This window comes from Pontibaca methylaminivorans, assembly GCF_900156525.1.
GTDB lineage: Bacteria > Pseudomonadota > Alphaproteobacteria > Rhodobacterales > Rhodobacteraceae > Pontibaca > Pontibaca methylaminivorans.
In genome coordinates, this window is record NZ_FTPS01000004.1 from 1 (window position 1) to 21,449 (window position 21,449).

The 21,449-nt window shown below is 63.4% G+C and carries 26 protein-coding genes and 2 pseudogenes; 18 read left to right on the forward strand and 10 right to left on the reverse strand.

Annotated elements, in window-relative coordinates; translation table 11 throughout:
• Window positions 1-426, forward strand: a 426-nt coding sequence (gene ureG, locus B0B01_RS12555) for an urease accessory protein UreG (protein WP_076650419.1), incomplete at its 5' end; no start/stop codon positions are given.
• A gap of 151 nt (window positions 427-577) precedes the next feature.
• On the opposite strand, the gene B0B01_RS12560 is transcribed toward ureG, so the two are convergent.
• Window positions 578-820 carry a hypothetical protein gene (locus B0B01_RS12560; RefSeq protein WP_076650420.1) on the reverse strand — a complete coding sequence of 81 codons (243 nt, stop codon included), beginning with the start codon at window positions 818-820 and terminating at the stop codon, window positions 578-580.
• A gap of 37 nt (window positions 821-857) precedes the next feature.
• On the opposite strand from B0B01_RS12560, the pseudogene B0B01_RS12565 reads away from it, so the two are divergent.
• The 9 genes and pseudogenes from B0B01_RS12565 to B0B01_RS12595 all read left to right on the forward strand — a co-directional run.
• Window positions 858-1,388: pseudogene (locus B0B01_RS12565) on the forward strand (IS21 family transposase); the annotation flags it as partial.
• Between the two features lie 138 nt (window positions 1,389-1,526).
• Entirely contained in the window at window positions 1,527-1,817 is a 291-nt protein-coding gene (locus B0B01_RS12570; protein WP_076650421.1) for a hypothetical protein, read from the forward strand.
• Complete coding sequence (locus B0B01_RS12575; protein WP_076650422.1) at window positions 1,817-2,146, forward strand: type II toxin-antitoxin system RelE/ParE family toxin; 330 nt, start codon at window positions 1,817-1,819, stop codon at window positions 2,144-2,146. The genes B0B01_RS12570 and B0B01_RS12575 overlap by 1 nt, the downstream gene beginning before the upstream one ends.
• Window positions 2,147-2,213: 67 nt before the next feature.
• Window positions 2,214-2,629 (forward strand): annotated as a pseudogene (locus tag B0B01_RS12580) (IS5 family transposase); the annotation flags it as partial.
• A gap of 25 nt (window positions 2,630-2,654) precedes the next feature.
• Window positions 2,655-2,759: a hypothetical protein gene (locus B0B01_RS13105; RefSeq protein WP_234967810.1), complete on the forward strand. Its 105-nt coding sequence runs from the start codon at window positions 2,655-2,657 to the stop codon at window positions 2,757-2,759.
• A gap of 146 nt (window positions 2,760-2,905) precedes the next feature.
• Window positions 2,906-3,124, forward strand: a complete 219-nt coding sequence (locus B0B01_RS13475) for a hypothetical protein (protein ID WP_234967805.1) — start codon at window positions 2,906-2,908, stop codon at window positions 3,122-3,124.
• Window positions 3,121-3,276 (forward strand): TonB-dependent receptor plug domain-containing protein, encoded by a 156-nt coding sequence (locus B0B01_RS13480; protein WP_234967806.1) that lies wholly within the window; start codon window positions 3,121-3,123, stop codon window positions 3,274-3,276. The genes B0B01_RS13475 and B0B01_RS13480 overlap by 4 nt, the downstream gene beginning before the upstream one ends.
• A 467-nt stretch (window positions 3,277-3,743) precedes the next feature.
• Window positions 3,744-4,520, forward strand: a complete 777-nt coding sequence (locus B0B01_RS12590; RefSeq protein WP_200805461.1) for an extracellular solute-binding protein — start codon at window positions 3,744-3,746, stop codon at window positions 4,518-4,520.
• 68 nt (window positions 4,521-4,588) lie between these two features.
• The gene (locus tag B0B01_RS12595) at window positions 4,589-6,178 is read left to right on the forward strand and encodes a putative 2-aminoethylphosphonate ABC transporter ATP-binding protein (RefSeq protein ID WP_234967808.1); all 1,590 of its coding nucleotides are present in this window, start codon (window positions 4,589-4,591) and stop codon (window positions 6,176-6,178) included.
• 112 nt (window positions 6,179-6,290) lie between these two features.
• Here the strand turns inward: B0B01_RS12595 and B0B01_RS12600 are convergent, their stop codons facing one another.
• From B0B01_RS12600 to B0B01_RS12610, 4 genes are read right to left on the reverse strand one after another with little or no spacing between them, the layout of a single operon-like run.
• Window positions 6,291-6,731, reverse strand: coding sequence for a type IV secretory system conjugative DNA transfer family protein (locus B0B01_RS12600; protein ID WP_076650424.1), 441 nt, complete (start codon window positions 6,729-6,731; stop codon window positions 6,291-6,293).
• Window positions 6,706-6,846: a hypothetical protein gene (locus tag B0B01_RS13210; protein WP_159438984.1), complete on the reverse strand. Its 141-nt coding sequence runs from the start codon at window positions 6,844-6,846 to the stop codon at window positions 6,706-6,708. Before B0B01_RS13210 ends, B0B01_RS12600 begins: the two co-directional genes overlap by 26 nt.
• A 14-nt stretch (window positions 6,847-6,860) precedes the next feature.
• The gene (locus B0B01_RS12605; RefSeq protein ID WP_076650425.1) at window positions 6,861-8,699 is read right to left on the reverse strand and encodes a relaxase/mobilization nuclease domain-containing protein; all 1,839 of its coding nucleotides are present in this window, start codon (window positions 8,697-8,699) and stop codon (window positions 6,861-6,863) included.
• Entirely contained in the window at window positions 8,692-9,240 is a 549-nt protein-coding gene (locus tag B0B01_RS12610) for a helix-turn-helix domain-containing protein (protein WP_076650426.1), read from the reverse strand. The genes B0B01_RS12605 and B0B01_RS12610 overlap by 8 nt, the downstream gene beginning before the upstream one ends.
• A gap of 836 nt (window positions 9,241-10,076) precedes the next feature.
• On the opposite strand from B0B01_RS12610, the gene B0B01_RS12620 reads away from it, so the two are divergent.
• Together B0B01_RS12620 and B0B01_RS12625 are read left to right on the forward strand one after the other, a co-directional pair.
• The gene (locus tag B0B01_RS12620) at window positions 10,077-10,331 is read left to right on the forward strand and encodes a type II toxin-antitoxin system HicA family toxin (RefSeq protein WP_076650428.1); all 255 of its coding nucleotides are present in this window, start codon (window positions 10,077-10,079) and stop codon (window positions 10,329-10,331) included.
• Window positions 10,328-10,660 carry a type II toxin-antitoxin system HicB family antitoxin gene (locus B0B01_RS12625; protein ID WP_076650429.1) on the forward strand — a complete coding sequence of 111 codons (333 nt, stop codon included), beginning with the start codon at window positions 10,328-10,330 and terminating at the stop codon, window positions 10,658-10,660. Before B0B01_RS12620 ends, B0B01_RS12625 begins: the two co-directional genes overlap by 4 nt.
• Before the next feature lie 112 nt (window positions 10,661-10,772).
• Here the strand turns inward: B0B01_RS12625 and B0B01_RS12630 are convergent, their stop codons facing one another.
• Window positions 10,773-11,135, reverse strand: a complete 363-nt coding sequence (locus B0B01_RS12630) for a hypothetical protein (protein WP_143733114.1) — start codon at window positions 11,133-11,135, stop codon at window positions 10,773-10,775.
• Between the two features lie 11 nt (window positions 11,136-11,146).
• On the opposite strand from B0B01_RS12630, the gene B0B01_RS12635 reads away from it, so the two are divergent.
• From B0B01_RS12635 to B0B01_RS12645, 3 genes are read left to right on the forward strand one after another with little or no spacing between them, the layout of a single operon-like run.
• Entirely contained in the window at window positions 11,147-11,587 is a 441-nt protein-coding gene (locus B0B01_RS12635; RefSeq protein ID WP_076650431.1) for a type IV secretion system protein, read from the forward strand.
• Entirely contained in the window at window positions 11,538-11,978 is a 441-nt protein-coding gene (locus tag B0B01_RS12640; RefSeq protein ID WP_076650432.1) for a TraB/TrbI/VirB10 family type IV secretion system protein, read from the forward strand. The genes B0B01_RS12635 and B0B01_RS12640 overlap by 50 nt, the downstream gene beginning before the upstream one ends.
• Entirely contained in the window at window positions 11,978-12,496 is a 519-nt protein-coding gene (locus B0B01_RS12645) for a hypothetical protein (RefSeq protein ID WP_076650433.1), read from the forward strand. The genes B0B01_RS12640 and B0B01_RS12645 overlap by 1 nt, the downstream gene beginning before the upstream one ends.
• Before the next feature lie 20 nt (window positions 12,497-12,516).
• Here the strand turns inward: B0B01_RS12645 and B0B01_RS12650 are convergent, their stop codons facing one another.
• The 4 genes from B0B01_RS12650 to tnpA are packed head-to-tail and all read right to left on the reverse strand — an operon-like array spanning window position 12,517 to window position 15,553.
• Entirely contained in the window at window positions 12,517-13,110 is a 594-nt protein-coding gene (locus B0B01_RS12650; protein ID WP_076650434.1) for a plasmid pRiA4b ORF-3 family protein, read from the reverse strand.
• Window positions 13,107-14,732 (reverse strand): IS66 family transposase, encoded by a 1,626-nt coding sequence (gene tnpC, locus B0B01_RS12655; RefSeq protein WP_076650435.1) that lies wholly within the window; start codon window positions 14,730-14,732, stop codon window positions 13,107-13,109. Before tnpC ends, B0B01_RS12650 begins: the two co-directional genes overlap by 4 nt.
• Before the next feature lie 60 nt (window positions 14,733-14,792).
• Window positions 14,793-15,143, reverse strand: a complete 351-nt coding sequence (gene tnpB / locus B0B01_RS12660; RefSeq protein WP_076650436.1) for an IS66 family insertion sequence element accessory protein TnpB — start codon at window positions 15,141-15,143, stop codon at window positions 14,793-14,795.
• On the reverse strand, window positions 15,140-15,553 hold the full coding sequence (gene tnpA / locus B0B01_RS12665; protein WP_076650437.1) for an IS66-like element accessory protein TnpA: 414 nt from the start codon (window positions 15,551-15,553) through the stop codon (window positions 15,140-15,142). The genes tnpB and tnpA overlap by 4 nt, the downstream gene beginning before the upstream one ends.
• Before the next feature lie 339 nt (window positions 15,554-15,892).
• Between tnpA and glf the strand changes: the two genes are divergently transcribed.
• The 3 genes from glf (at window position 15,893) to B0B01_RS12680 (ending at window position 21,329) form a co-directional block, all read left to right on the forward strand.
• Entirely contained in the window at window positions 15,893-17,047 is a 1,155-nt protein-coding gene (glf, locus tag B0B01_RS12670; RefSeq protein WP_076650438.1) for a UDP-galactopyranose mutase, read from the forward strand.
• Between the two features lie 145 nt (window positions 17,048-17,192).
• Entirely contained in the window at window positions 17,193-18,614 is a 1,422-nt protein-coding gene (locus B0B01_RS12675) for a mannose-1-phosphate guanylyltransferase/mannose-6-phosphate isomerase (protein ID WP_076650439.1), read from the forward strand.
• A gap of 501 nt (window positions 18,615-19,115) precedes the next feature.
• Window positions 19,116-21,329: an oxidoreductase gene (locus tag B0B01_RS12680; protein WP_076650440.1), complete on the forward strand. Its 2,214-nt coding sequence runs from the start codon at window positions 19,116-19,118 to the stop codon at window positions 21,327-21,329.
• Window positions 21,330-21,449: the final 120 nt, after the last annotated feature.

Below are 21,449 nucleotides of genomic sequence, written 5' to 3' on the forward strand. Positions count from 1 at the left end.
GAAACCGGCGGCTGTCCGCATACGGCGATCCGCGAGGACATTTCCATCAATCTGGCGGCGGTGCAGCGGCTCGAGGCCGAATTTCCCGAACTCGATCTGATCCTGATCGAGTCGGGGGGCGACAACCTTGCTGCGACCTTCAGTCCGGAACTGGCCGATATCACGATCTATGTGATCGATGTTGCCTGCGGCGAGGAAATTCCGCGCAAGGGCGGCCCCGGTATCACCCGCTCGGATCTTCTGGTGATCAACAAGACCGACCTCGCGCCGATGGTAGGTGCGGATCTTGGTGTCATGGAGCGGGATTCGGCGCATATGCGCCGCGACCGGCCCTTTGTCTTTTCCAACATGAAAAGCGGCGATGGTGTGGGACAGATCGTCGATTTCCTGCTGGAGAACGGCGGCCTTCCAGCGCGGCCGGACTGAGCATCATTTGTTAGGAATACATTTTCGTGGCCTGCGTCAGAACCGGTTGCCGACTTCTTAGGTCCAGCCGATGGCGCGGGCGCATTCAGGCTCAGATTTTCCATCCCGACCGGCATGGTGATGAGCAGACCTATCCCTCTCGCTCAGGTTGTTACCGCACTGATTGGGCCTCGAGACGGGCGGCGAGCTTTGCATCCTCGACGAAGTCGTCACGGAATTCTTTCCAGCTTTCCGGGAATCTGCGCGCATCGGCGATCATGGTTTTCAACTCATCGATGCCGTCATCGGTCAGGGCGGTGATGGCGTCATCCGGGCCGGTATAGACAGTGATGATCGAGCCATAGTGTGAACCGGCGTGCAATTTTGACCCCGTAGAGGGGTGATGGGCGTCCAAGAATGCCCCCCCTTACACTGATTGGATGATGCCCCCGAGGTCATCGGGGAGCACAGTGGTGATCCGGTCGGGAGCGACGGAGCTCACCTGCGAGCGGACCATTCAGCCGTTGCCGAAGATCGGACCTTGGAAAGACTTGCTCGACGAGATGCTGACGGTGAACGCGCGGAAGCCCAAGCGCGAGCGACTGACCCGCATCCGCATCTTCGAGGAACTCCGGGCCCGAGGATATGATGGTGGCTATGATGCGGTCCGACGATACGCGGCAACCCGGTCCAAGGAGGAGGAGGTGACATCCGCCGCCGCCTATGTGCCGCTGAGCTTCGATCCGGGGGAAGCCTACCAGTTCGACTGGAGCCACGAGATCGTAGTGATCGATGGCGCGACGATCACGGTGAAGGTGGCGCACGTCCGCCTCTGCCACAGTCGGATGCTCTTCGTGCGGGCCTACCCTCGCGAGACGCAGGAGATGGTATTTGACGCCCACGACAAGGCGTTTGCCTTCTTCGGCGGCGCCTGCGCCCGGGGCACCGGTGGCGAGAAGATCGCGGTGGCGGTTGATTTCATCAACGGACGCTGCAGATGAGAGGCTCCTCGTTTTCGGCGAAAATAGCAGAGTTTCGGACTGGATCATCGTTTTGCTTGAGGACACATCGGGCGTGCTTTACGGTGATACAACAGATCACCAAGCGCGGAGCCATGATCCATGTCTGTCCACAAGCAGAGCGTCAGCTTTACTAGCACTGCCTTCGCCTTCGCCCGCGAACTGGTCGAGGCGGGGGAATATCCCAATGTCAGTGCGGCCGTTTCGGGTGAACTGGCACGGGCCAAGAGGACCCGCGACCGTGAGCAGGCCCTGTTCGAGGCCGAATTGAGACGTCGTCTCGCCCTGCCTCTCGACCAATGGGAGCCCATGGCCGATCCTGCCGCCTTCACGGACGAGGCCCGCGCCGCCCTTGCCGCGCGAGGTAGCTCGGCACCTGACCACATGCGCTGATGCGGCTGATCCGCCATCCGCTGGTCGCCCGCGACCTGACGGCGCTTATCGAACATATCCGTGATGTCACGGGCGATCCGGCCGCAGCCGAACGTCGCCTCGACGAGATAGAGGCTATGCTGCGTGACATTGCCGGAAACCCGTATTCCGGGACGCGGCTTGCGGCACCGTTAGACGGCTGGCTGGTCCGGCATGGCGGGCGTGGCCACCGGCTGACCATCGTGTTCCAGGTCGATGCCGAGCGTGATGCGCTCTATATCGCCTTGGTTGCGTTTGGCGGGCAGGATTGGATGACTATGGGCCTGCAAAGACGCAAGTTTGGTGGGTGAACTGGGCTCTGTTGCCCAAATCACATGAGGGATTCATCTTGTGACTCCAGCATGATAGATCGGGTGCATGAGCAGACCTACGCCCCCGCCTACAAGACCCGGAACTGGCCGGCCTATAACGAAGCGCTCAAGCGCCGTGGCTCGCTGACGATCTAGTTTGATCCCGCCATAACCTGGGAGGCTGCGCCCACGGGCAAGCGCGGGCGGCATCCCGACTACAGCGATGCCGCCATCCAGACCTGCCGTACGATGAAAGTGCTGTTCGGCATGGCGTTGCGCCAGTCGACAGGGTTCGTCGAAAGCCTGCTGCGGTTGATCGGACTGGACTGGGCGGTGCCCGACTTCAGCACGTTGTCCCGGCGCCAGAAGACCCTGAAGGTCAACCTCCCCTATCGCGGCTCGCAGGGTCCGCTGCACCTTCTGATCGACAGCACCGGGATCAAGGTAGAGGGCGAAGGCGAGTGGAACGCGCGCCATACTGGCTGATCGCTCGATCACCGTGGCCGAGGTGGCGGAACGGCTGAAGGTCTCCCCTGCCACGCTCTACCGCCACCTGCCAGTGGCGCGTGCGCAGGTCATCGAACAGGCTAGTGAGGCGGAGGGCAACGCGTGATCCGGCTGCACCGCATTGATGAGGCCCGTCGTTATGTTTGATTGTACATAACGCTATGCTAAAGGAATCCATCCGATCACGAATCACACAATCAGCAGCCCGGAAAAACAAACATGCGTTGTCCATCTACTCTTGTCCGGACGGCAGTGGCCCTGCTTGTTCTGGCCGGCACAGCCGAGGCGCAATCAACGACCGGGACGAGAGAGGCGCTTACCCTCGATACGATAGATATCGAGGGCCTCGCGCCCGATGCCGACGACAGCGGCAGGAGCGGCGTGCGCCCGAAAACCGCCACGATCGGCCTCTCGGGCGGCGGCCGCTTCAGGACACGCCATATTCGGTCAACGCAATCGACGGCCGGATGATCGAGAATCAGAATGCGACCTCTCTTCCCGATCTGCTGAAATACATGCCTTCGACCCAGATGGAGGCGCGAGGCGGACCCGATGTCGGCCGTCCGCAGTCGCGCGGCATGCAGGGAACGCCCGTCTTCAACAATCGCCTGGACCGTATGTGAGTGGTGTCCGAAGCGCTGTGCCCCGATAAATACCGGCAAACACCGCAGAAAAGCTGGTCTTTCCAGCCGAATAGCGGGGCAGGGCGGGGGGACGGGGTGAAAATGGTGGGTTTGACGGATGCAGCAAATCGCGGCTGAACGGGAGCGCGCGATGGCGCGGGGGTGCGACCTCCACCCGATCACCCGCGCCTGCATGGGGTTTCGGCTGTGGTTCCTCGCGGGGCTCGGGGTGCGGGGCGAGCGGATCGAGGCGGCGGCGCGGATCTGCGCGGGCGAAAGCCGGGCGGCGGTGTTTGCGCCGCTTGCCACCGGCGGGGGGCAGGCGCTGCGCGGCAGCGGGGATGCGGACGCGCGGCTGCGGTGGGGGGGGTCCGGGTCGTCCGGACCCGTCACTCCAGACGGTCCATCGTTCGCCGAGCTCGTTGCCAGAACCGACAGTATTGTCAGCGAGCATCCTACCGGCTGGGATGATCTCTCCGGGGCTTGTGAAGCTGGAAGAGGAGGGAATGCTCGAAGCCTATGCGCCCAGGGAACTCGACAACATCAAGGAACGCTTTCGCGACACCCGCGGCGACGAGCCCCATTGGGTCGGCACCGACGCATGGGCCTCGGCCGTCTGTTACAATACCGTCGAGGGCGAGGCTCTCGGCACCGAGGAACCAGCAAGCTGGGAAGACCTGACCAAGCCCGAATACAAGGGCCAGATTACCATGCCGAATCCGGCTTCCTCCGCCACGGGTCTGCTGGCCATCATCGGCTGGATGGAAATCTATGGCGAGGATGGCGCCTGGGACTACATGGATGCGCTGCACAGGAACGTCTCGCAATATGTGCATTCCGGGTCCAAACCCTGCCGCATGGCCGCAACCGGCGAAGCGGTGATCGGCATTGCCTATCCGGCCCCGGGAGTGAAGGCGATCAATGACGGCGCACCGGTGAGTGTGATCATCCCCGAAGAGGGCGTCGGTTCCGAGGTCGAGGGCGTCGCCATCGTCAAAGGGGCACGCAACCCGGAGGCAGCGCGGCGGATCGCGGATTTTGCCACCAGCCGTGAAGGCAACGAGATCCACAACAAGTATTACGCCCTTGTCGGTTATGAGGGCATCTCGTCTGAGGTGTCGAACTACCCCGAGGGCGAGGAAGAAGCCTTGGTCGATATCGACTATTACTGGGTCTCGGAAAACCGGGACCGGATCCTGGCCGAATGGGAAAGCCGTTACGGCGCCAAGTCCGAAGCCGAGTGATTCCGGTGTGCCGGAACCGCAGGAGCGCTGCCCGAATGCAGGCTCCTGCGGCTGATGAAAGGCGTCCCATGACGAATACCGCCACGAACACGGCGACTGCATCCGCATCATTGCGCCGGGTCCGCATCCGTCCGGGGCCTGAGGATGTGTTCCTGCGCCTTTGCTTGGCAGGGCTGGCGCTGTTCTTCGTCGTCGGTCTGCTGCTGCCCGCCTATACGCTGCTTTCCAAGGGCGTGCAGGATGCCGAGGGCAACTTCGTCGGGCTGCGGAACTTTGTCGCCTATTTCGCCAATCCGCAGGTGTCGGTGGTGTTCTTCAACAGCCTGCGCATCTCGCTCGTGGCGACGCTGCTGACACTCACGCTGACGGCGGTCTATGCCTTTGCGCTCACCCATTCGCGGATGCCGGGGCAGATGTTCTTCCGAGCGGTGGCCCTGGTGCCGCTGCTGACCCCTTCGCTTCTGCCCGGGATTGCGCTGATCTACCTGTTCGGCAACAAGGGCTTCTTTCGCGACATGCTCATGCCGAACCTGCCTGATCAGACACAAGGCACGACCGCAGCCACAGAGCCCGACGCGAATGCAGCGCCGGCATTGCGTATCCGCGGGCTGCGCAAGACCTTTGGCCCCTTCGTTGCCCTCGACGATATCGACCTCGATGTGGCGAGGGGGGAATTCATCTGCTTTCTCGGCCCTTCCGGCTGCGGCAAGACCACCCTGCTGCGCGCCATCGCCGGGCTCGACCCGCAGGATCGCGGAATAATCGAGCAGAATGGCGAGGACATCTCGACCCGCCCGGTGACCCGGCGCGATTTTGGCATCGTCTTCCAGTCCTATGCGCTGTTTCCTAACCTCACGGTCCGGCGCAATGTCGGCTATGGCCTGCACCATTCGGGTTTGTCGCGCCGCGGGCGCCGGGACCGGATCGCGGAATTGCTGGAGATGGTCGGGCTGGCCGATCAGGGCCGGAAATATCCGGCGCAGCTTTCGGGTGGACAGCAGCAGCGGGTGGCGCTGGCACGTGCACTCGCGCCCTCGCCGGGGCTCCTGTTGCTGGACGAACCCCTGAGCGCGCTCGATGCACGTGTGCGCCTGCATCTGCGCCGGGAGCTGCGCGACCTGCAGCAGAAGCTTGGCGTCACCACCATCATGGTGACCCATGACCAAGACGAGGCCCTGGCCACCGCGGACCGCATTGTCGTTATGCGCCGCGGACGGATCGAACAGACCGGCCGGCCCGAAGACGTGTTCAGCAATCCGGCCACGCCCTTTGTCGCCAGCTTTTTCGGGGCGATGAACTTCATTTCCGCGAATGTCTCGGCTGATGGGACGATCACCGCCGGCGAGGGGAGTTTCACTGTGCCACAACATGAGTTTCCAGCCGGGGCGGAGGTCAGCCTCTGTATCCGTCCATCCGACATCGTGACCGGGCCGCCGGCGCAGGCCGCGCAGAACCGCCTGCGGGGAAAGATCGTTTCGGCCCTGTTCCGCGGCACCTTTCACCATGTGGTGCTGGACTGCCCGGTGCTTGGCCAGACACTCGAGGCAGAGATCTCGTCAGACCACTGGGGACGCCATGAACTGACCCCGGGCACCGAGGCCATGATCGCCCTGCCGCAGGATAAACTACACCTTTTCGCAAGGGGCGCGGAGACGTGAGACAGATCGCCGGCAGCCACATCCATCATCAAGCGGCAAACCTGTCATTTAACGGCTATGCCCGGGACCGGGTCAGACCTTGCCCCAAACTCTGCTACCGGCCTTAACCTTTTCAGGCAGTCCCCTTTTCCTTCAGCCGTGCAGTGAAGCTCATCATTTTTGCTTGTGCGGCCTCAGTATCCGGTTTGAGCGCGGCTATAACGTCGGCTTCATCGCGCTGCTGGAGGTCGACACCCTGTTCGTTTGCAACGACCTGCGCGAGTGCGGGTTCCAGTCGGTATCGCAGCGCAGGCGAAGGGGCTGTACGCAATGCGGTGACTTCGGCACGCAGTTCCTCGAGCTTGGCCCGGATGCTGTCCGGATAGGGTAGGGGGCCTTTCTGCACATCAGAAATCGCGGTGAAGACGGCATCCTGATAGAAGATGATCCGATCAGCCATGATCGGGTTCTGGCGCTCGGGAATGAGGATGACCTTGTCGGGATCAAGCTTGCGCACCTCGTCGGCCGTCAGCAGCGGGCGTTCCTCGTTACGCCGCGACAGGGATCGACGCATGGCCTGCATTCATGTTGGTACCCATCTGCCATTGCAGCCAGAGACCGCCGATCAGGAGACCGATGATCGCCCCCGCACCCAGCCCGAGCGGTATTGCCACCGTTATGCGATTCATGACGCTCCCTCCTGTCAGAGGTCCAGATCGTAATCCCTGTCGCGCCGCTCATGCACGTCGTCACTGCGCTCCTGCAGGCGTTCGCGGGCAAGCGCGACCTCGCGCCGGGTGAGCCCGATGCTCTCATGGCTTTTGGCAGCGGCGATGATGGCCTGCGCGATCTCGCGCCGCTTGCCGGGGTCGGGGAAGTCGACCGCAAGCGCTTGAGTCTCACCCGAGGCAAGCTGCTGCACCACATGCGCGCCATAGCGATCTTTCAGGTCGGCCGTGAAGCGGGCGGCGTCGTCCTCGTATTCAAAGCTCACCTGGCCATGCTGGCGGTTCACCTGAGCCATCATCCCGAGAGTACGGGTAAGCCGATCAGACTTGTGCTGATGGCGATCCTCGATCTCAAGCGCGGCATTCAAACTCTTGGCAGCGGTGGCATAGAAACGATCCACGATCTCGGCGGCCTTATGGCGATCCGCCTCGCGCTCAAGGTCGAGCCCGCGCGCTCTTGAGGCGGCCCGCAGATCCGCCTTCACCCATTCGCGCTCCTGCCAGGCATTGGCGGCCGGATGCTCGAGACGGCGCGCCATCACGTCTCTGTCAATGCCGACGGCGTGCGCGGCTGTAATGATACTCGCGCGCAACTCGTCGGCAACGCCGGCACTCAGGTGCTTCGCAGTGCTGTCGCGGCTGATTTCTCCCTCCTCGAGTTGCGTGCGGTAGAGCTCCGACTGCGGAGCCCGCTGCACCAGCTCGGCGCCACGCGCATCACCCAGATCGCGGATGATATCCGCAGTGATCTCCGCGAGATCCTCGCGCATCTCGCGCCGATCCTCGGGGGCGAGACGATCGATCTCGCGCTCCGTGCTCTCGAGCCAGCTCGCAAAGACCGCATCGAGCTCTCTGCGGGTGGTGGCCTGTGTGAGGTCCATGTTCATGATCTCCAGCTTCTGCGGCGTGAGAATGCCACCCGTCTCCAGCAGCTCGGCCGCGCGCTCCATGCGGGTCGCGATATCCGTGAGCTCGACCAGGCCCGCAATCGAAGAGAGCATGCGCAGCGTGGCCCGGCTCTTGCCGATCGCGGCAAGCCCATCCTCCAGCGCTTTGCCTTCGCGCATCTTTTCGAAGACCGGGCGACGCTCGCGGCGCGCCGCCTCGATCTCGGCCCGGCTCGGCCCGTAGGTCAGGATGCCACGATCGAGCCGCGAGCTGATGTCGAGGTCTACATGGATTTCAGCTGCGATCCCGGCCACGCGCTCCTTCATCATGGTGAGGTTGAACACATGCTCTCTCGCCATGAAGAACCACTCACCGCTCTCGAGCCCGCGATTGTTCACCACGATATGGACATGGGGGTGCGAGCGATCCGTATGCAGCGCGGCGACATAGGCCCACTCGTCATCGGCATGAAGCCCCGACTGGAACATCTCCATCGCCCAGGTCTCAGCGATATGCAGCGCCTTCTTCGGCGCCAGGTCCTGGGGAAAAGACAGCAGCAGATGCGTGGTGTGCCCGTTCTTCGGGGCGCCCTTCCAGCCATCCGACCACTCCTGCGCGATCTCGCGGCGCTCTTCCGGATCAAGTGCCCTCTGCCCTGGGGTCAGCTCGACCAAATGGCCAAACACCGCCTCCGATTTCTGGAACAGGTAATCGAACTGCGCGCGCAACCGCTCGCGACTTCCCGTGCCGCCCTTGTGGATCCGCTTCAGAATGACCGCGTTCGAGCCTTGACCCACCCGCCAGAGATTGCGCGCCTGCACCGAGAACCGCGAGCGCGCGGACACCTCCAGATCGCGCACCTGCGGCCCCTTCGCCCCGCGGCCGAGGCGAATCTCCCCGATCAGATCCTGGGCCAGCCTAGCCACGCTCGGCCTCGATCCATTTCTCGAACAGGCGGACGCCGCGCCTGCGCTGCTCGTCCACCACCCCCTGCAGGAAGCGGCGCAGATTCGGCAGCGTCTGACGCAACTCGGTGATCGCCCCCCAATGGAGCTTCATCAGATCGACCCGGCCGCGGTTGGCAGCGAGCGCCACCTGGTTCACATTGACCCCGATCTTGCGCAGTTCGCCGTGAACCTCCTCGAGCCGTGCCGCCACCAGGGGATCAAACTCCAGTATTCCCGAAGAAGCCCGCACCAGGGCACGGAGCGCATCGGAGTTCGAGCGGAAGTCATGCCGTGTCTTCAGCCGCTCAAGCGCCTCGGCCTCGGTTGCTGACAGGCGTACCGCTACGGCCTTGCCGCGGGTTGCGGAGACACCGCGGGTGATCCTCTTACCAGCCTTGAGCCGATCGATGGTCCGCCGAGACACGTTGAAGGCTTCCGCTACGGTCTGGATGGTATCTCCTTCCATGAGCTGCTGCAGTGCCAAATCGCGTTCAACTGCCGTCAGCTTCTTCATGCTCATCTGCTCCGCCTCACTGTCGCATTCGTAAACTTTTTACATTTCCTGCCAAGGCTACCAAGGCTACACTAACTTTTTACCTCACATCGTCAACCAGTCGTCAAAACTACGGTGTCGCCCAGGGCGACAAGGCAGCTTTTGCCGCGCCGCGAGATCGACCCGCCTTCGGCTGGCTCACCTCCGGCGCGAAGGTTTTTCTGTCCATAGAATCCGCCACGCATCCTTATCCTGGCCAGTCAAGGGGCAAGCGTCGCGCGCGCCGTCGTCTCGGCGGGCCCGTGTCCTCGGCTGCGCCTGCGGGCCGCGCCACTCCGCCTGCCCGACCCCTCTGACAGTCCCGGCCGAGGCCGAGACCGCGGACCGGGCTGCGCCCACCCGCTCTGCCGCCAGAAAGGCATGGGCCTTTCAGGTGTCAAAACCGGATGGTTCACCCACAGGCGGATGAGGTTCGGGATGGTGAAGTCGGGTGGAAAGACCATCAGGAAAGAGAAGAGACTGTTCGTGCGTCGCATCGCCACGATCGTCGACAGCGATACGGGCAGAGCCGTCGGCTCCCAGGTGGAGTGGAATACCGGTGAGAGGCGTCGGATCTGGCATGGCGAGAAAGCCGTGCGCTACACCTTGCAGCCCTGTGCCAAGGTACCCGATTGGCCGCGCCAGAGGAGATAGCGCCAGTGCACAAACCTCGACCTGATGCGACAGGTGCGCAGGGTCGGGAACTCTGGCCAGAAGGGTAGGGTGCAACAGTTATGGCAATGAAGCAGGTCACAGGTTGTAGCGAAGTCATGACCAGCAATACAAGTGCTTGCAAAATATGCTAGCAGACCTAATGTATCCGGATGAACAGCAAGCAGCGTAAAGCCCTCACCGCCATCTTCACGGACCCGGTGTCCGGCACCATCGAGTGGGCGGCGATCGAGAACCTGCTTCTCGCTGTCGGTTGCAGGGTCATCGAGGGCAGCGGTTCTCGGGTCCGCTTCGAGAAGGATGACGAAATCGAGAGCTTTCATCGTCCGCACCCTGCCAAGGAAGCAAAACGCTATCAGGTGCGCGCGGCCCGCGAGTTCCTGATCCGCCTGGGGATCGAGCCATGAGCAATGTGATGACTTACAAGGGCTACTCGGCCCGTATCGAATATGATGACGAGGACAGCATCCTGTTCGGCCAGATCGCCGGCATCCGTGATGGTGTCGGGTTTCATGCCGATACTGTCGGAGGGCTGCGAGCAGCCTTTCATGAAGCGGTTGATGACTATCTCGAAACCTGCACCAAGGTGGGCAAGGAACCACAGAAGCCCTATTCGGGCAAGGTCATGTTCCGGGTCAGTCCAGAGCTGCATCGCAAGGCGGCTCTGGCTGCCGAGCTGGCCGGGAAGAGCCTCAACCAGTGGGCTGAGGAAGCCTTGGCTCGCGCCGTAAAATAGGGGCCGCTCATGCGGCAGACAGAGCAAATCTGCGTTCAGCTTCGGCCAGTGTGGCGCAGATGATCGGCAGGTCAGCGGGATCGTCGCGCAGTTCATAGTGCAGGATGCAGGATCATGGCGCGAGCCTTCCGGTGCGGATGAAGTGTTCGGGGTTGCGCTCGACCATCTGGCATTCGCCCATTGTGTGGCCGTGCCTCAGGCATTTCGCCCGCAGCGCGGCCCGGTTCCCGGCGCTCCATTTCGATGCGGGGCGGCAGGCATAGGCGTAAGTGTAAAGATGCGTCTCCCAATAGTTGCGGATCTTCGGCCCAGACCCTTGGCGCCGCGTCTCGATCTTTCCAGGGATGACGAAAGGTCCGACTGTGGAACCGGGCTGCGCCTTGGCCCTGATCTCGGCCAGCAACTCGTTCTGGCGTTTGAGGCTCACGCCTTTTTGGGTCCACAGTTCACGCAAGAGGGTTTCGCTGTCGCTCATGGTCATGTCTCGTGCTGGTGTTCCTGTTTGCGCGATCATGGACCAATTTTGGCGTGATCTATGATGCCCTGTCTTCGGCGAGCGGCAATCTTGCCATGAGCTTCTTTGACAATGGCGCGTCGTCACCAGCCGCGGCCATGGATCAGTTTGCCGATCAGATGTCCGATGTGGCGGACGGCGCGGCACGCTCGGTCAGCTCAATCGCGCGCGGCATGATTTCCGCGCTCCTGTTTATGGTAATCGCACTGTTGATGGCGGCCTATGTGCTGATCGTCGGCTTCTCCAAGATCATGATCGCCTTCCTGCTAGGCGTGGCGCCGCTGGCAATGATCGCAACGATCTTTGATCGCACCAAGAACCTGTTCGAGGCGTGGCTGACCTCTTTCGTGGGCTACCTGCTCTATGCAGAATGTCCTGATCCCGCGTGGATCAAAACTCTTTGGGCGCTATAGTTCCGGTATCGAGAAAGGCCAGCGGCGCATCTTGGTGGCCTGGGACCGAGTGGTGACCCCCGGTGGGGAGTCTGCCACGTTGGCAGCCTATGGCACCGACCGTGTTGGCCGCACGGGCGTGACCGGCCGCGTCAACACCCATGCGCTCTCGCGCTTCGGGGCTGCTGCGGCGGTCTCGCTCATCAACGCTGTGCCGACATTGGCGGCGGCTTCGATCGACAGGAACCGCTCGGCTGATGTCTCGCGCAATACGGCCGTCAACATCGGCAATGATGCAAGCGATGTGATCGGTTCCATCATGAAGGATTACATCGACGTGCCGCCGACGATCAGCGTCGATCAGGGCGCGGTGGTCATGGTCATGGTGAATGCGGACGTCGAGATGTTCTGATGGCGGTGCGTGACTACCTCGAGAGCAAGCTGCGTGTTCTGGAGCCGCTGATTGCGGCCGAAGACATGATCGAGGTGGCGGTGAACGGGGACGGGCGCATCTGGACCGAGCGTGCGGGGGAAAGTCACATGGCGCTCTCGGATCTGCACATGACACCCACCGATGCCCGTGACCTTGCCGGTGTGATTGCGAACCGCCAGCAGCTGAGCCTGACCAGCGATACGCCGGGGATTTCGACCACCATCGAGTTTGCCGGCGCGACCTTGCGTTGTCAGGCAATTATTCCGCCGGCATCCGCCTCCGGTACGGTGATCGCATTCCGGGTGTTTCGTCGCCGCCCCGCGGAGCATTCACCGAAACATTTCGGCTTTCTGCGCGATCAGGCGACCTCGCTTGAAGACGAGCGCATCGCGCAGCTGCGCGAAATCCGCTGTTTGGCGGTTGAGAATGACGATGCAGTCGCTGACGGTCCAGTGGCGACAGTGTGCAGTTATGTTCATGGTAACCATCCGGCGTAGGCCGCGGTCCTTGGCGTCTCTCAGATCGTAGCCTTGGGTTTGCGAGGCTGCGGGGTCCATTTTTTCGCAAGCCGCTCGAAGCGTTCAATGATGGTCTCGGCCCCGGCATCCTCGACGTCGAAGTCCCCGCCCGACCAGCGGACCATGTCCTCGTGCTGCTCGTGATCGGGATCGGCGAGGGCTTCGAGGAACTCCTCGTAGCCCCAGGCGCCGCCGACGTCCTCGGGGGGGCAGGCCCCCGTGGCCTTCAGCAGCCGCGGATAGGTCACGCCCTGGATGGCCTCGTTGACCCGTTCGATCCGAATGCTGTGGTCCCAGTCATCGCCGAAGTCATAGATATACTGGATCGTCCTGGTGGCGGTCTGGTCGAGCAGCTTTTCCAGGGTCATCTTCTTCGCGTCCATGGGGCCGTCGTAGAACCCGTCCGGGTCGGGCATGCCCCAACCGGTATCATCCACCCGGAATTCGTAGAGATGGGTGTCGGTCCAACCCATGGCCGCTTGGATGACCTCATGCAGCCGGTCGAGCCTGATCTTCAGCGGCACCTCGATGTGGCGCATCGGCATTGGCTCGACGTCGTTCAGAATGATCCGGAGGCGGGCGATCAGGGTCATGCGGCCATCCTTTGCGGTATTGCTGCCCAATTCCACGGCATGAGGTCCGGCACCCGCGATAGCGTCGTTTCGGGCAACCGGGCCAGTATATCGGCGAGCCAGGCCTGAGGATCGACATCATTCATCTTGGCGGTGACGATCAGGGAATACATGAAGGCGGCGCGGTCACCGCCGCGCTCGGAGCCGGCGAAGAGCCAGGACTTGCGGCCAAGCGCGACACCGCGCAGCGCCCGCTCTGCGGCGTTGTTTGAGAGACATAGCCTGCCGTCCTTGAGGAACCCGGTGAAGGCTGGCCAGCGCTCCGCCTTGAACATGTAGTCGATCGCCTTGGCGACCGGGTTGTGCTTCGACAGCCGGTCGCGCTCGGCACGCAGCCAGCCATGAAGTTCCTCGACCAGAGGGCGGGACAGCTGGTGCCTGGCCACCTGACGGTCTGCAGCCGTCAGCCCGTTGATACCGCGCTCAATGTCGAAGATCGCGTCGATCCTCGCCACCGCCTCCAGTGCGACGGGGGAGATGTCATGGGCGGGCTTTCCCTTCCGGGCGTTCCCCTTGATGTCGGCGAGCTCGAAGAACTTGCGCCGGGCATGGCTCCAGCAGAGCGCAGACTCGACGGGACCCGGATCACGGTCGGCGCGGTAGAGGTCGTTGTAACCGCCATAGGCATCGACTTGCAGGATGCCCTGCCAGCCGGCGAGATGCCGGTTCGGGTTGGCCATGCCGCGGTCGCGGGAGAAGTAGAACAGCGCGGCAGGCGGCGTACCGCCCGCGAAGGGTCTGTCGTCGCGGACATAGGTCCAGAGCCGCGCGGTCTTCGTCCCGCCCCGGGCCAAGAGCGGCACCGTGGTGTCGTCGCCGTGCAGCCGCTCGGCGGCCAGGACATGGGCCCTGATCAGCGCATGGATCGGCTCCAGTGCCTCGGTGCAGGCGCCGACCTGGTCAGCCAGGGTGGACAGGCTGACCTCGACACCTTCTTTGGCGTAGCGCTCGACCTGCCTGTTCAGCGGCTGATGCTGGCCGAACTTCTCGAACAGGATCATCGCCAGCAGGTTGGGCCCAGCCCAACCGCGGGGCGTGGGATGGAACGGCGCTGGCGGCTGGCTGATCTTCTCGCACGCCCGGCAGGTGAACTTCTCGCGGACCGTCTGGATCACCTTCCACTGCCGGGGAATGACCTCGAGCGTCTCGGTGATATCCTCGCCCATCTTCACGATGCGATCCGAGCCACAGCAGGAACAGGCCGTGGGCGCCGAGATCACCACGCGCTCGCGCGGCAGATGCTCCGGGAAGGGTTTGCGGGCCGGGCGGCGACGTTTGAGCCCCGGGGCTGACGTGGTCTTCACTACCTTCTCGGCGGCAATCTCGTCTTCGGTGGCTGCGGCCTCGAGTTCCTCGAGCTGCAATTCCATCTGGTCGATCAGGCGGACGCGGCGCTCGGATCTGTGGCCATATTGTTCGCGCCGGAGCTTGGCGATCTCGAGCCGGAGATGCTTGATCATCGCTTCCGAGGCCGAGACCACCGCCCGGGTCTGCGCCAGCTCGCTCTCGGCGGCCTCGGCACGGGCCTCCGAGGCCGCAAGCGCGGCGCGCAATCTGGCGAACTCGGAGGCGGCATCTGACATGGCCGAAACCTACCATGCAGACATCGGAAAGCCCATGAAAATATGGCCGACGAGGCAAAATTATCCCGCCTTTGCAGGGCGTTGCGTCCAGCGCGGATTGCGCCAATCGATCCCCTCCAGGAGATGGCCGAGCTGGGCTGCGGATATCTGCACCGCTTCACCACTTCCGCTGGTTGGCCAGATGAACTTTCCCGCTTCGAGCCGCTTCAGATAAAGCGACATGCCGACCCCGTCGTGCCAAAGCAATTTTACCAAGTCGCCCTTGCGCCCTCGGAAACAAAATATTTCCCCGACATGCGGATCGCGCCCGAGCCCCTCCTGCACCTGAAGCGCCAGCGTGTTCATGCCCCGCCGCATGTCGGTGACCCCACCGGCAATCCATACGCGCACCCCCGCCGGGAAGGCGATCATCGGCCTTCCAGGGCCGGCAGCAGCCGCGCCAAAACCTCTGGCTCCACCGACGAAGGGACGAGAAGCCGTCGCCCGTTCCTCAGCACGATCTCGAGCTGGACATCAGGCCTGTTGCGCGGTGTCTCCCGTGCGGTCGCGGGCACGGTCGCAGGTGCCATGGGCGAAACCGCCAGCGGGATGAATGAAGGCGGCGTCTCGACGCCAAGTTCGCCAGCGCGATACTGGCGCCGCCATATCGTCAGCAGAGAGCGAGATACGCCATGCCGCCGCGCCGTCGCGGTCACCTGGCGATGCCCCAGGAAGCTCTCCTCCACAATCGCGATCTTGTCGCCATCGCTCCAGTGACGACGACGCGGCACATCCGCGGCAGAGAGGACTTCAATCTCGGGTCTGAACTTATGGTCGGCCATAAAGTCGGACTTAGCACCGACGCTGAAACCCCGTCAGACGGCCTCCACCGTAGGCATACTGTTCATGCCGGTTTTAGTGCGCTTTCCTCACGCCTCCTTTTTGACGCCAGACTGAACGCGGTGTGATGTGCTTTCGGATATGTGGCATCGATCATTATGGTTCTCTTCTCGACATGCTCGGCTGCCAACCCGCCATTATCTGCGCAAAGATCCCTTTCCGCTTCATCCCTTCATCGCTTCAAGCGGTATAGAGGTCTTTGTATGGACCATATACCCTTGGCGCATACAACAGCGCAATCTATTGTAATTAATGAAGATAATGAAGGATGGGAGCAGTTCATGGCACGAGATTTCCTGATGGTGGGTGCGGGGCTTTCGGGGGCGGTGGTCGGGCGCGCTCTTGCCGAGGCCGGGCACCGGGTGCGCGTGGTCGAGGCGCGCGACCATGTGGGCGGCAACTGCCACACAAGGCGCGATCCCGAGACCGGCATCATGGTCCATGTCTACGGGCCGCATATCTTCCACACCGATGACGAAGAGGTCTGGGATTACGTCAACGCTCATGCGCGCTTCCGCCCCTACATGAACCGGGTCAAGACCACCGCTCGGGGCGAGGTGTTCTCGCTTCCGGTCAATCTGCACACGATCAACCAGTTCTTCCGCCGGACCATGCGCCCGGACGAGGCCCGCGCCTTCATCGCCGAGCAGCAGGCCGACCGCAGTATCCTCGAGCCCCACAGCTTCGAGGAACAGGCGCTGCGCTTTATAGGGCGCGACCTCTATGAGGCGTTCTTCAAGGGCTATACACAGAAGCAATGGGGCTGCGCCCCGTCCGAGCTGCCGGCCTCGATCCTGAAACGCCTGCCGCTGCGGTTCAATTACGATGACAACTATTTCTTTCACCGGTTCCAGGGCATCCCCGAAGAGGGCTATACCGCCATGGTTGAGGGCATCCTCGACCACCCAAACATCGCGCTACGGCTGAACACGGTCTTTGACCCCGCGCAGGTCGGGGAGGGCACCCATGTGTTCTGGTCGGGGCCGCTCGACGGGTGGTTCGGTTATGATCTCGGGCGGCTCGGCTATCGCACGCTGGATTTCGAACGTTTCACCTATCGGGGCGATTACCAGGGCTGCGCGGTGATGAATTACGGGGATGTTGAGGTGCCTTGGACGCGCATCACCGAACACAAGCATTTCGCCCCCTGGGAACACCACGCGGGATCGGTCTGCTACCGCGAATATTCGCGCGCGGCCCGGCCGGATGACATTCCCTATTATCCGATCCGCCAGGTCGCGGAAAAGGCACTGCTGACGGATTATGCCGCCCGCGCGCGCAAGGAACGCGGGGTGAGCTTCATCGGCCGCCTCGGTACCTATCGCTATCTCGACATGGACGTAACCATCCGTGAGGCGCTGGACAGCGCGCGCGCCACTCTGGCTGCGCTCAAACAGGGGAGCCGGATCCCGGCCTTCTTCCATCCGCCGCTCTGAGGGGCCGTGGCGCGCTTCGCGGTTCCTGCTGGAGGCGGAGCGCCGCGTGGCTTATGTGGGGAAACTGGTGCAGGATGCGGATAAGCTGCGGGCGAGTAGCGACGCGTTCTCTCGCGCAGCAGCAGGCTTTCGGGAGGCTTTGCGGATGATCACACCGGTTCTATTGTGCGGCGGCTCGGGCACGCGGCTCTGGCCGCTGTCGCGCAAGAGCTATCCCAAGCAGTTCACGGCGCTCACCGGCGAGCAGAGCCTGTTCCAGGCCAGCGCCCTGCGGCTGTCGGGCGAGGGATACGCGCCGCCCCTGGTGCTGACCAATGCGGATTTCCGCTTCATCGTCACCGAACAGCTTGCCGCGGCCGGGGTCGAGCCGGGAGCGATCCTGATCGAGCCCGAAGGGCGCAACACCGCCCCCGCGGTGCTAGCCGCCGCGCTCTGGCTTGAACAGAGCGACCCCGAGGCGCTGATGCTGGTCGCGCCCTCGGATCATATGGTGCCCGACGAGGCGGCCTTCCGCGAAGCGGTTGGGGCCGGGGTCGGTGCCGCGCACGAGGGACGGCTCGTCACCTTCGGCATCCACCCGACCCGCCCCGAGACCGGCTATGGCTATCTGGAACTTGACGGGGCTCCGGGCGACGGTCCGCCCGAAACGCTGCCGCTGCGCCGCTTCGTGGAAAAGCCCAATGCCGTGCGCGCCGGGGAGATGCTTGCCGCGGGGAACTATCTCTGGAATGCTGGGATCTTCCTGTTCTCGGTGCGGGCGATTCTGGATGCCTTCCGCGCTCATGCGCCGGACCTGATCGCCTCGGTTTCCGAGGCGCTAAAAACGGCGCGCCCCGACCTCGGCTTCCTGCGGCTCGCTCCCGAGTCATGGTCGCGGGTCAGCGATATCTCGATCGACTACGCAGTGATGGAGCGGACCGAGAATCTTGCCGTGGTGCCCTTTGCTGTCGGCTGGTCGGATCTCGGCGACTGGAATTCGGTCTGGCGGGAATCGCCGCGCGATGAAACGGGTGTTGCGCTTTCGGGGGCGGCGACGGCGATCGACTGCGAGGATACGCTCCTGCGCAGCGAGGGCGAGCGGCTGGAGCTTGTCGGGCTCGGGCTGCGCAACATCGTCGCCGTGGCCATGCCCGATGCGGTGCTGGTGGCCGATGCCTCGCGGGCACAGGACGTGAAACAGGTGGTGGCGGCGCTCAAGGCCAAACAGGCCCCCGCGGCCGAGCGCTTCCCCCGCGATCACCGCCCCTGGGGCTGGTTCGAGAGCCTCGCGCTCGGCGACCGTTTCCAGGTCAAGCGCATCGTCGTCCACCCGGGCGCGGCGCTGTCGCTGCAAAGCCACCACCACCGCTCGGAACACTGGATTGTGGTGCAGGGCACGGCGCGAGTCACGGTGGATGACAAAGTCTCACTCGTGAGCGAAAATGAATCCGTCTATGTGCCCCTCGGGGCCGTGCACCGGATGGAAAACCCCGGCAAGCTGCCGATGGTCCTGATCGAGGTGCAGACCGGATCCTATCTCGGCGAGGACGACATCATCCGCTACGAGGATGTCTATGCCCGCGGTTGATACGGCCGGTTCAATAGCCTCCATAAAGGCGGTTGACACCCGCGCCGCGCTCCCGCCTAATTGCGCGCGAGCAAGACCGGCCAGAAGGCCGGCCTTACCGGGGGAGACATGTGCTGTTGCAGGATCTGACGGGTGATCCGAGCCGTATCTGGCCGGACCAGCCGGGAACGTTCATGACCGGATTCACGGTATTCCACCGTATCCGCGATCATCTGACGCAGAAGCGTGCAAATCCGTCTGCATTGAAATCCGCAGACGGCAGACGTAGGGTCAGCCCCGTGAGGGAGGTCCAGGGGGAGGAGTTCGCACGAAAGGCATTCGCTGTGGGGAGCGGGCATCTGCATGTCCGGCCTCCCGGGTGGGCGATTCACGTCCGCCCGCGCGGCGGATCCGGTCGATACGGGCGTCGTGTATAACGAAGTTGCGCAGACGGTGCTTTCCGCTTTCTGATCCGAACTTTTTATGCTGTAGATGGCCGCCAAGTCTTACAAGGAGGAAGCAATGGCTAAAGATACTTCGGCTTATGACGTTCTGTTCACGCCGATCAAGATCGGGTCGAAGACCCTGAAGAACCGATTCTATCAGGTTCCCCACTGCATCGGCGCCGGGACCAACTATCCCGGGTTCCAGATGGCTCACCGCGGCGTCAAGGCCGAGGGGGGCTGGGGTGCGATCAACACCGAGCAGTGTTCGATCCATCCCGAATGCGACGACACGCTGCGGATCACCGCGCGGATCTGGGACGAGGGCGACGTGCGCAACCTGCGTCCGATGGTGGATTACATCCACAAGAACGACGCGCTTGCCGGCTGCGAGCTGTTCTATGCCGGCGTGCATGCGCCGGGGCTCGAGACCCGCACCATCGCGCGGGGCCCCAGCCAGTACAACGCGGACTTCGCCACGGTTCCGGGCTGCCCGGGCTTCACCTACAACCACGAGGCGGACGAGGACGAGATCAAGCGCCTGCAGCAGCATTACGCGGACGCCGCCTCGCGCGCCCGGGATGCGGGCTTCGACATCGTCGACCTTTACGGCGCCCATGCCTATGGCCCGATGCAGTGGCTGAACCCCTATTACAACAAGCGCACCGACAAATACGGCGGCAGCTTCGAGAACCGGGCCCGGTTCTGGATCGAGACGCTCGAGAAGATCCGCGAAGCGGTGGGTGACGATCTGGCGGTGGTGACCCGCTGCTCGGTCGACACGCTCTATGGCGGCGCCGGGGTCGAGATCGGCGAGGACGGGCTCAAGTTCATCGAGATGGCCTCGCCCTATGTGGATCTGTGGAACGTCAACATCGGCGACATCGCCGAATGGGGCGAGGATGCCGGCCCGTCGCGCTTCTACCAGAGCGGCCACCAGAACGACTGGGTGCGCTTCGTCAAGCAGGCGACCGACAAGCCGGTCGTGTCGGTGGGGCGCTATGTCGATGCCGAGAAGATGCTCGAGGTGATCAACACCGGCGTGGTCGACATCATCGGCGCGGCGCGTCCCTCGATCGCCGACCCCTTCCTGCCCAACAAGATCAAGGAAGGCCGGATCGAGGACATCCGCACCTGCATCGGCTGCAACGTCTGCATCTCGCGCTGGGAAATGGGCGGCGTGCCCTTCATCTGCACCCAGAACGCCACCGCCGGCGAGGAATACCGCCGCGGCTGGCACCCCGAGAAGTTCGAGCCGGCGAAATCCGACAAGGACGTTCTCGTGGTGGGCGCGGGCCCGGCCGGTTCGGAATGCGCGCGGGTGCTGCTCGAGCGCGGCTACACGGTCCACATCGTCGATGACCGCGAGAAGGTCGGCGGCTATGTGAACGACGTCGCCACCCTGCCGGGTCTGGGCGAGTGGGGCTATCACCGCGACTATCGCGAGATCCAGCTCGACAAGCTGCTGAAGAAGAACAAGGGTTCGCAGCTTGCGCTCGGCCAGAAGCGGATGACCGCGGACGATATCCTGAACTACGGCGCGACCCGCGTGATTCTCGCCACCGGCGCGACCTGGAGCACGGTCGGCTTCAACCACATGACGCAGGAGCCGATCCCGGGCGCCGATGCCTCGCTGCCCCATGTCCTGACCCCCGAGCAGGTCTTCGAGGGCAAGAAGAAGGTCGGCAAGCGGGTCATGATCATCAACTATGACCCCTACTACTGGGCGCCGAGCATCGCCGAGAAATTCGCCCGTGCGGGCCATGAGGTCACCATCGCCAGCGTCTGCGGCGTCGGCGCCTACATGGACTTCACGCTCGAGGGGCCGAACGTCCAGCGCATGCTGCGCGACCTCGGCATCAAGGTCCTGGGCGAGACCGGCTGTTCGCGCGTCGAAGAGGGCCGGGTCGAGCTGTTCGACATCTACGGCGAAGGCCACAAGCGCGAATACAAGGGCACGGGCCAGCTGCCGCGGCGGGAGAACAACACCAACCAGTGGCACGAGTGCGACACGGTGATCCTGATCACCGCGCGGCGCTCCAACGACGGCCTGTTCCGCGAGATCAAGGCGCGCAAGGACGAGTGGGAGAAGAACGGCATCGAGGATGTGTTCGTGATCGGCGACGCCGAGGCACCGCGCATCATCGCCGACGCCACCTTCGACGGCCACCGTCTCGCCCGCGAGATCGAGGACGAAAGCCCGCAGCACCAGAAGCCGTTCAAGCGCGAGCAGAAGATCTGGGGCGTGCCCTACAATCCGGGCGAGAACCCCGATCTCGAATGGCGCCTGTGATGTGACGGGCGGCACGGCGGCCTGACAGACGGCCCGCGGCCGGAGCGGCGCAGAAGCCGCCCCGGCCTACCCCGTGGACCCGGGCCGCCGGCCGCCCTGCCGGTTCTCCGGCAGGCGGCG

Bases quoted from the DNA above. Each gene is read 5' to 3' on its own strand.
- B0B01_RS12625 (WP_076650429.1), top strand. From the start codon at position 10,328: ATGAGCAATGTGATGACTTACAAGGGCTACTCGGCCCGTATCGAATAT.
- B0B01_RS12680 (WP_076650440.1), top strand. From the start codon at position 19,116: ATGGCTAAAGATACTTCGGCTTATGACGTTCTGTTCACGCCGATCAAG.
- B0B01_RS12640 (WP_076650432.1), top strand. From the start codon at position 11,538: ATGCAGAATGTCCTGATCCCGCGTGGATCAAAACTCTTTGGGCGCTAT.
- B0B01_RS12675 (WP_076650439.1), top strand. From the start codon at position 17,193: ATGATCACACCGGTTCTATTGTGCGGCGGCTCGGGCACGCGGCTCTGG.
- B0B01_RS12630 (WP_143733114.1), bottom strand. From the start codon at position 11,135: ATGAGCGACAGCGAAACCCTCTTGCGTGAACTGTGGACCCAAAAAGGC.
- tnpA (WP_076650437.1), bottom strand. From the start codon at position 15,553: ATGGCCGACCATAAGTTCAGACCCGAGATTGAAGTCCTCTCTGCCGCG.
- B0B01_RS12570 (WP_076650421.1), top strand. From the start codon at position 1,527: ATGTCTGTCCACAAGCAGAGCGTCAGCTTTACTAGCACTGCCTTCGCC.
- B0B01_RS13480 (WP_234967806.1), top strand. From the start codon at position 3,121: ATGATCGAGAATCAGAATGCGACCTCTCTTCCCGATCTGCTGAAATAC.
- B0B01_RS13210 (WP_159438984.1), bottom strand. From the start codon at position 6,846: ATGAATCGCATAACGGTGGCAATACCGCTCGGGCTGGGTGCGGGGGCG.
- B0B01_RS12645 (WP_076650433.1), top strand. From the start codon at position 11,978: ATGGCGGTGCGTGACTACCTCGAGAGCAAGCTGCGTGTTCTGGAGCCG.
- B0B01_RS12620 (WP_076650428.1), top strand. From the start codon at position 10,077: ATGAACAGCAAGCAGCGTAAAGCCCTCACCGCCATCTTCACGGACCCG.
- tnpC (WP_076650435.1), bottom strand. From the start codon at position 14,732: ATGTCAGATGCCGCCTCCGAGTTCGCCAGATTGCGCGCCGCGCTTGCG.
- B0B01_RS12595 (WP_234967808.1), top strand. From the start codon at position 4,589: ATGACGAATACCGCCACGAACACGGCGACTGCATCCGCATCATTGCGC.
- B0B01_RS12600 (WP_076650424.1), bottom strand. From the start codon at position 6,731: ATGCGTCGATCCCTGTCGCGGCGTAACGAGGAACGCCCGCTGCTGACG.
- glf (WP_076650438.1), top strand. From the start codon at position 15,893: ATGGCACGAGATTTCCTGATGGTGGGTGCGGGGCTTTCGGGGGCGGTG.
- tnpB (WP_076650436.1), bottom strand. From the start codon at position 15,143: ATGATCGCCTTCCCGGCGGGGGTGCGCGTATGGATTGCCGGTGGGGTC.
- B0B01_RS12575 (WP_076650422.1), top strand. From the start codon at position 1,817: ATGCGGCTGATCCGCCATCCGCTGGTCGCCCGCGACCTGACGGCGCTT.
- B0B01_RS12650 (WP_076650434.1), bottom strand. From the start codon at position 13,110: ATGACCCTGATCGCCCGCCTCCGGATCATTCTGAACGACGTCGAGCCA.
- B0B01_RS12610 (WP_076650426.1), bottom strand. From the start codon at position 9,240: ATGAGCATGAAGAAGCTGACGGCAGTTGAACGCGATTTGGCACTGCAG.
- B0B01_RS12590 (WP_200805461.1), top strand. From the start codon at position 3,744: ATGATCTCTCCGGGGCTTGTGAAGCTGGAAGAGGAGGGAATGCTCGAA.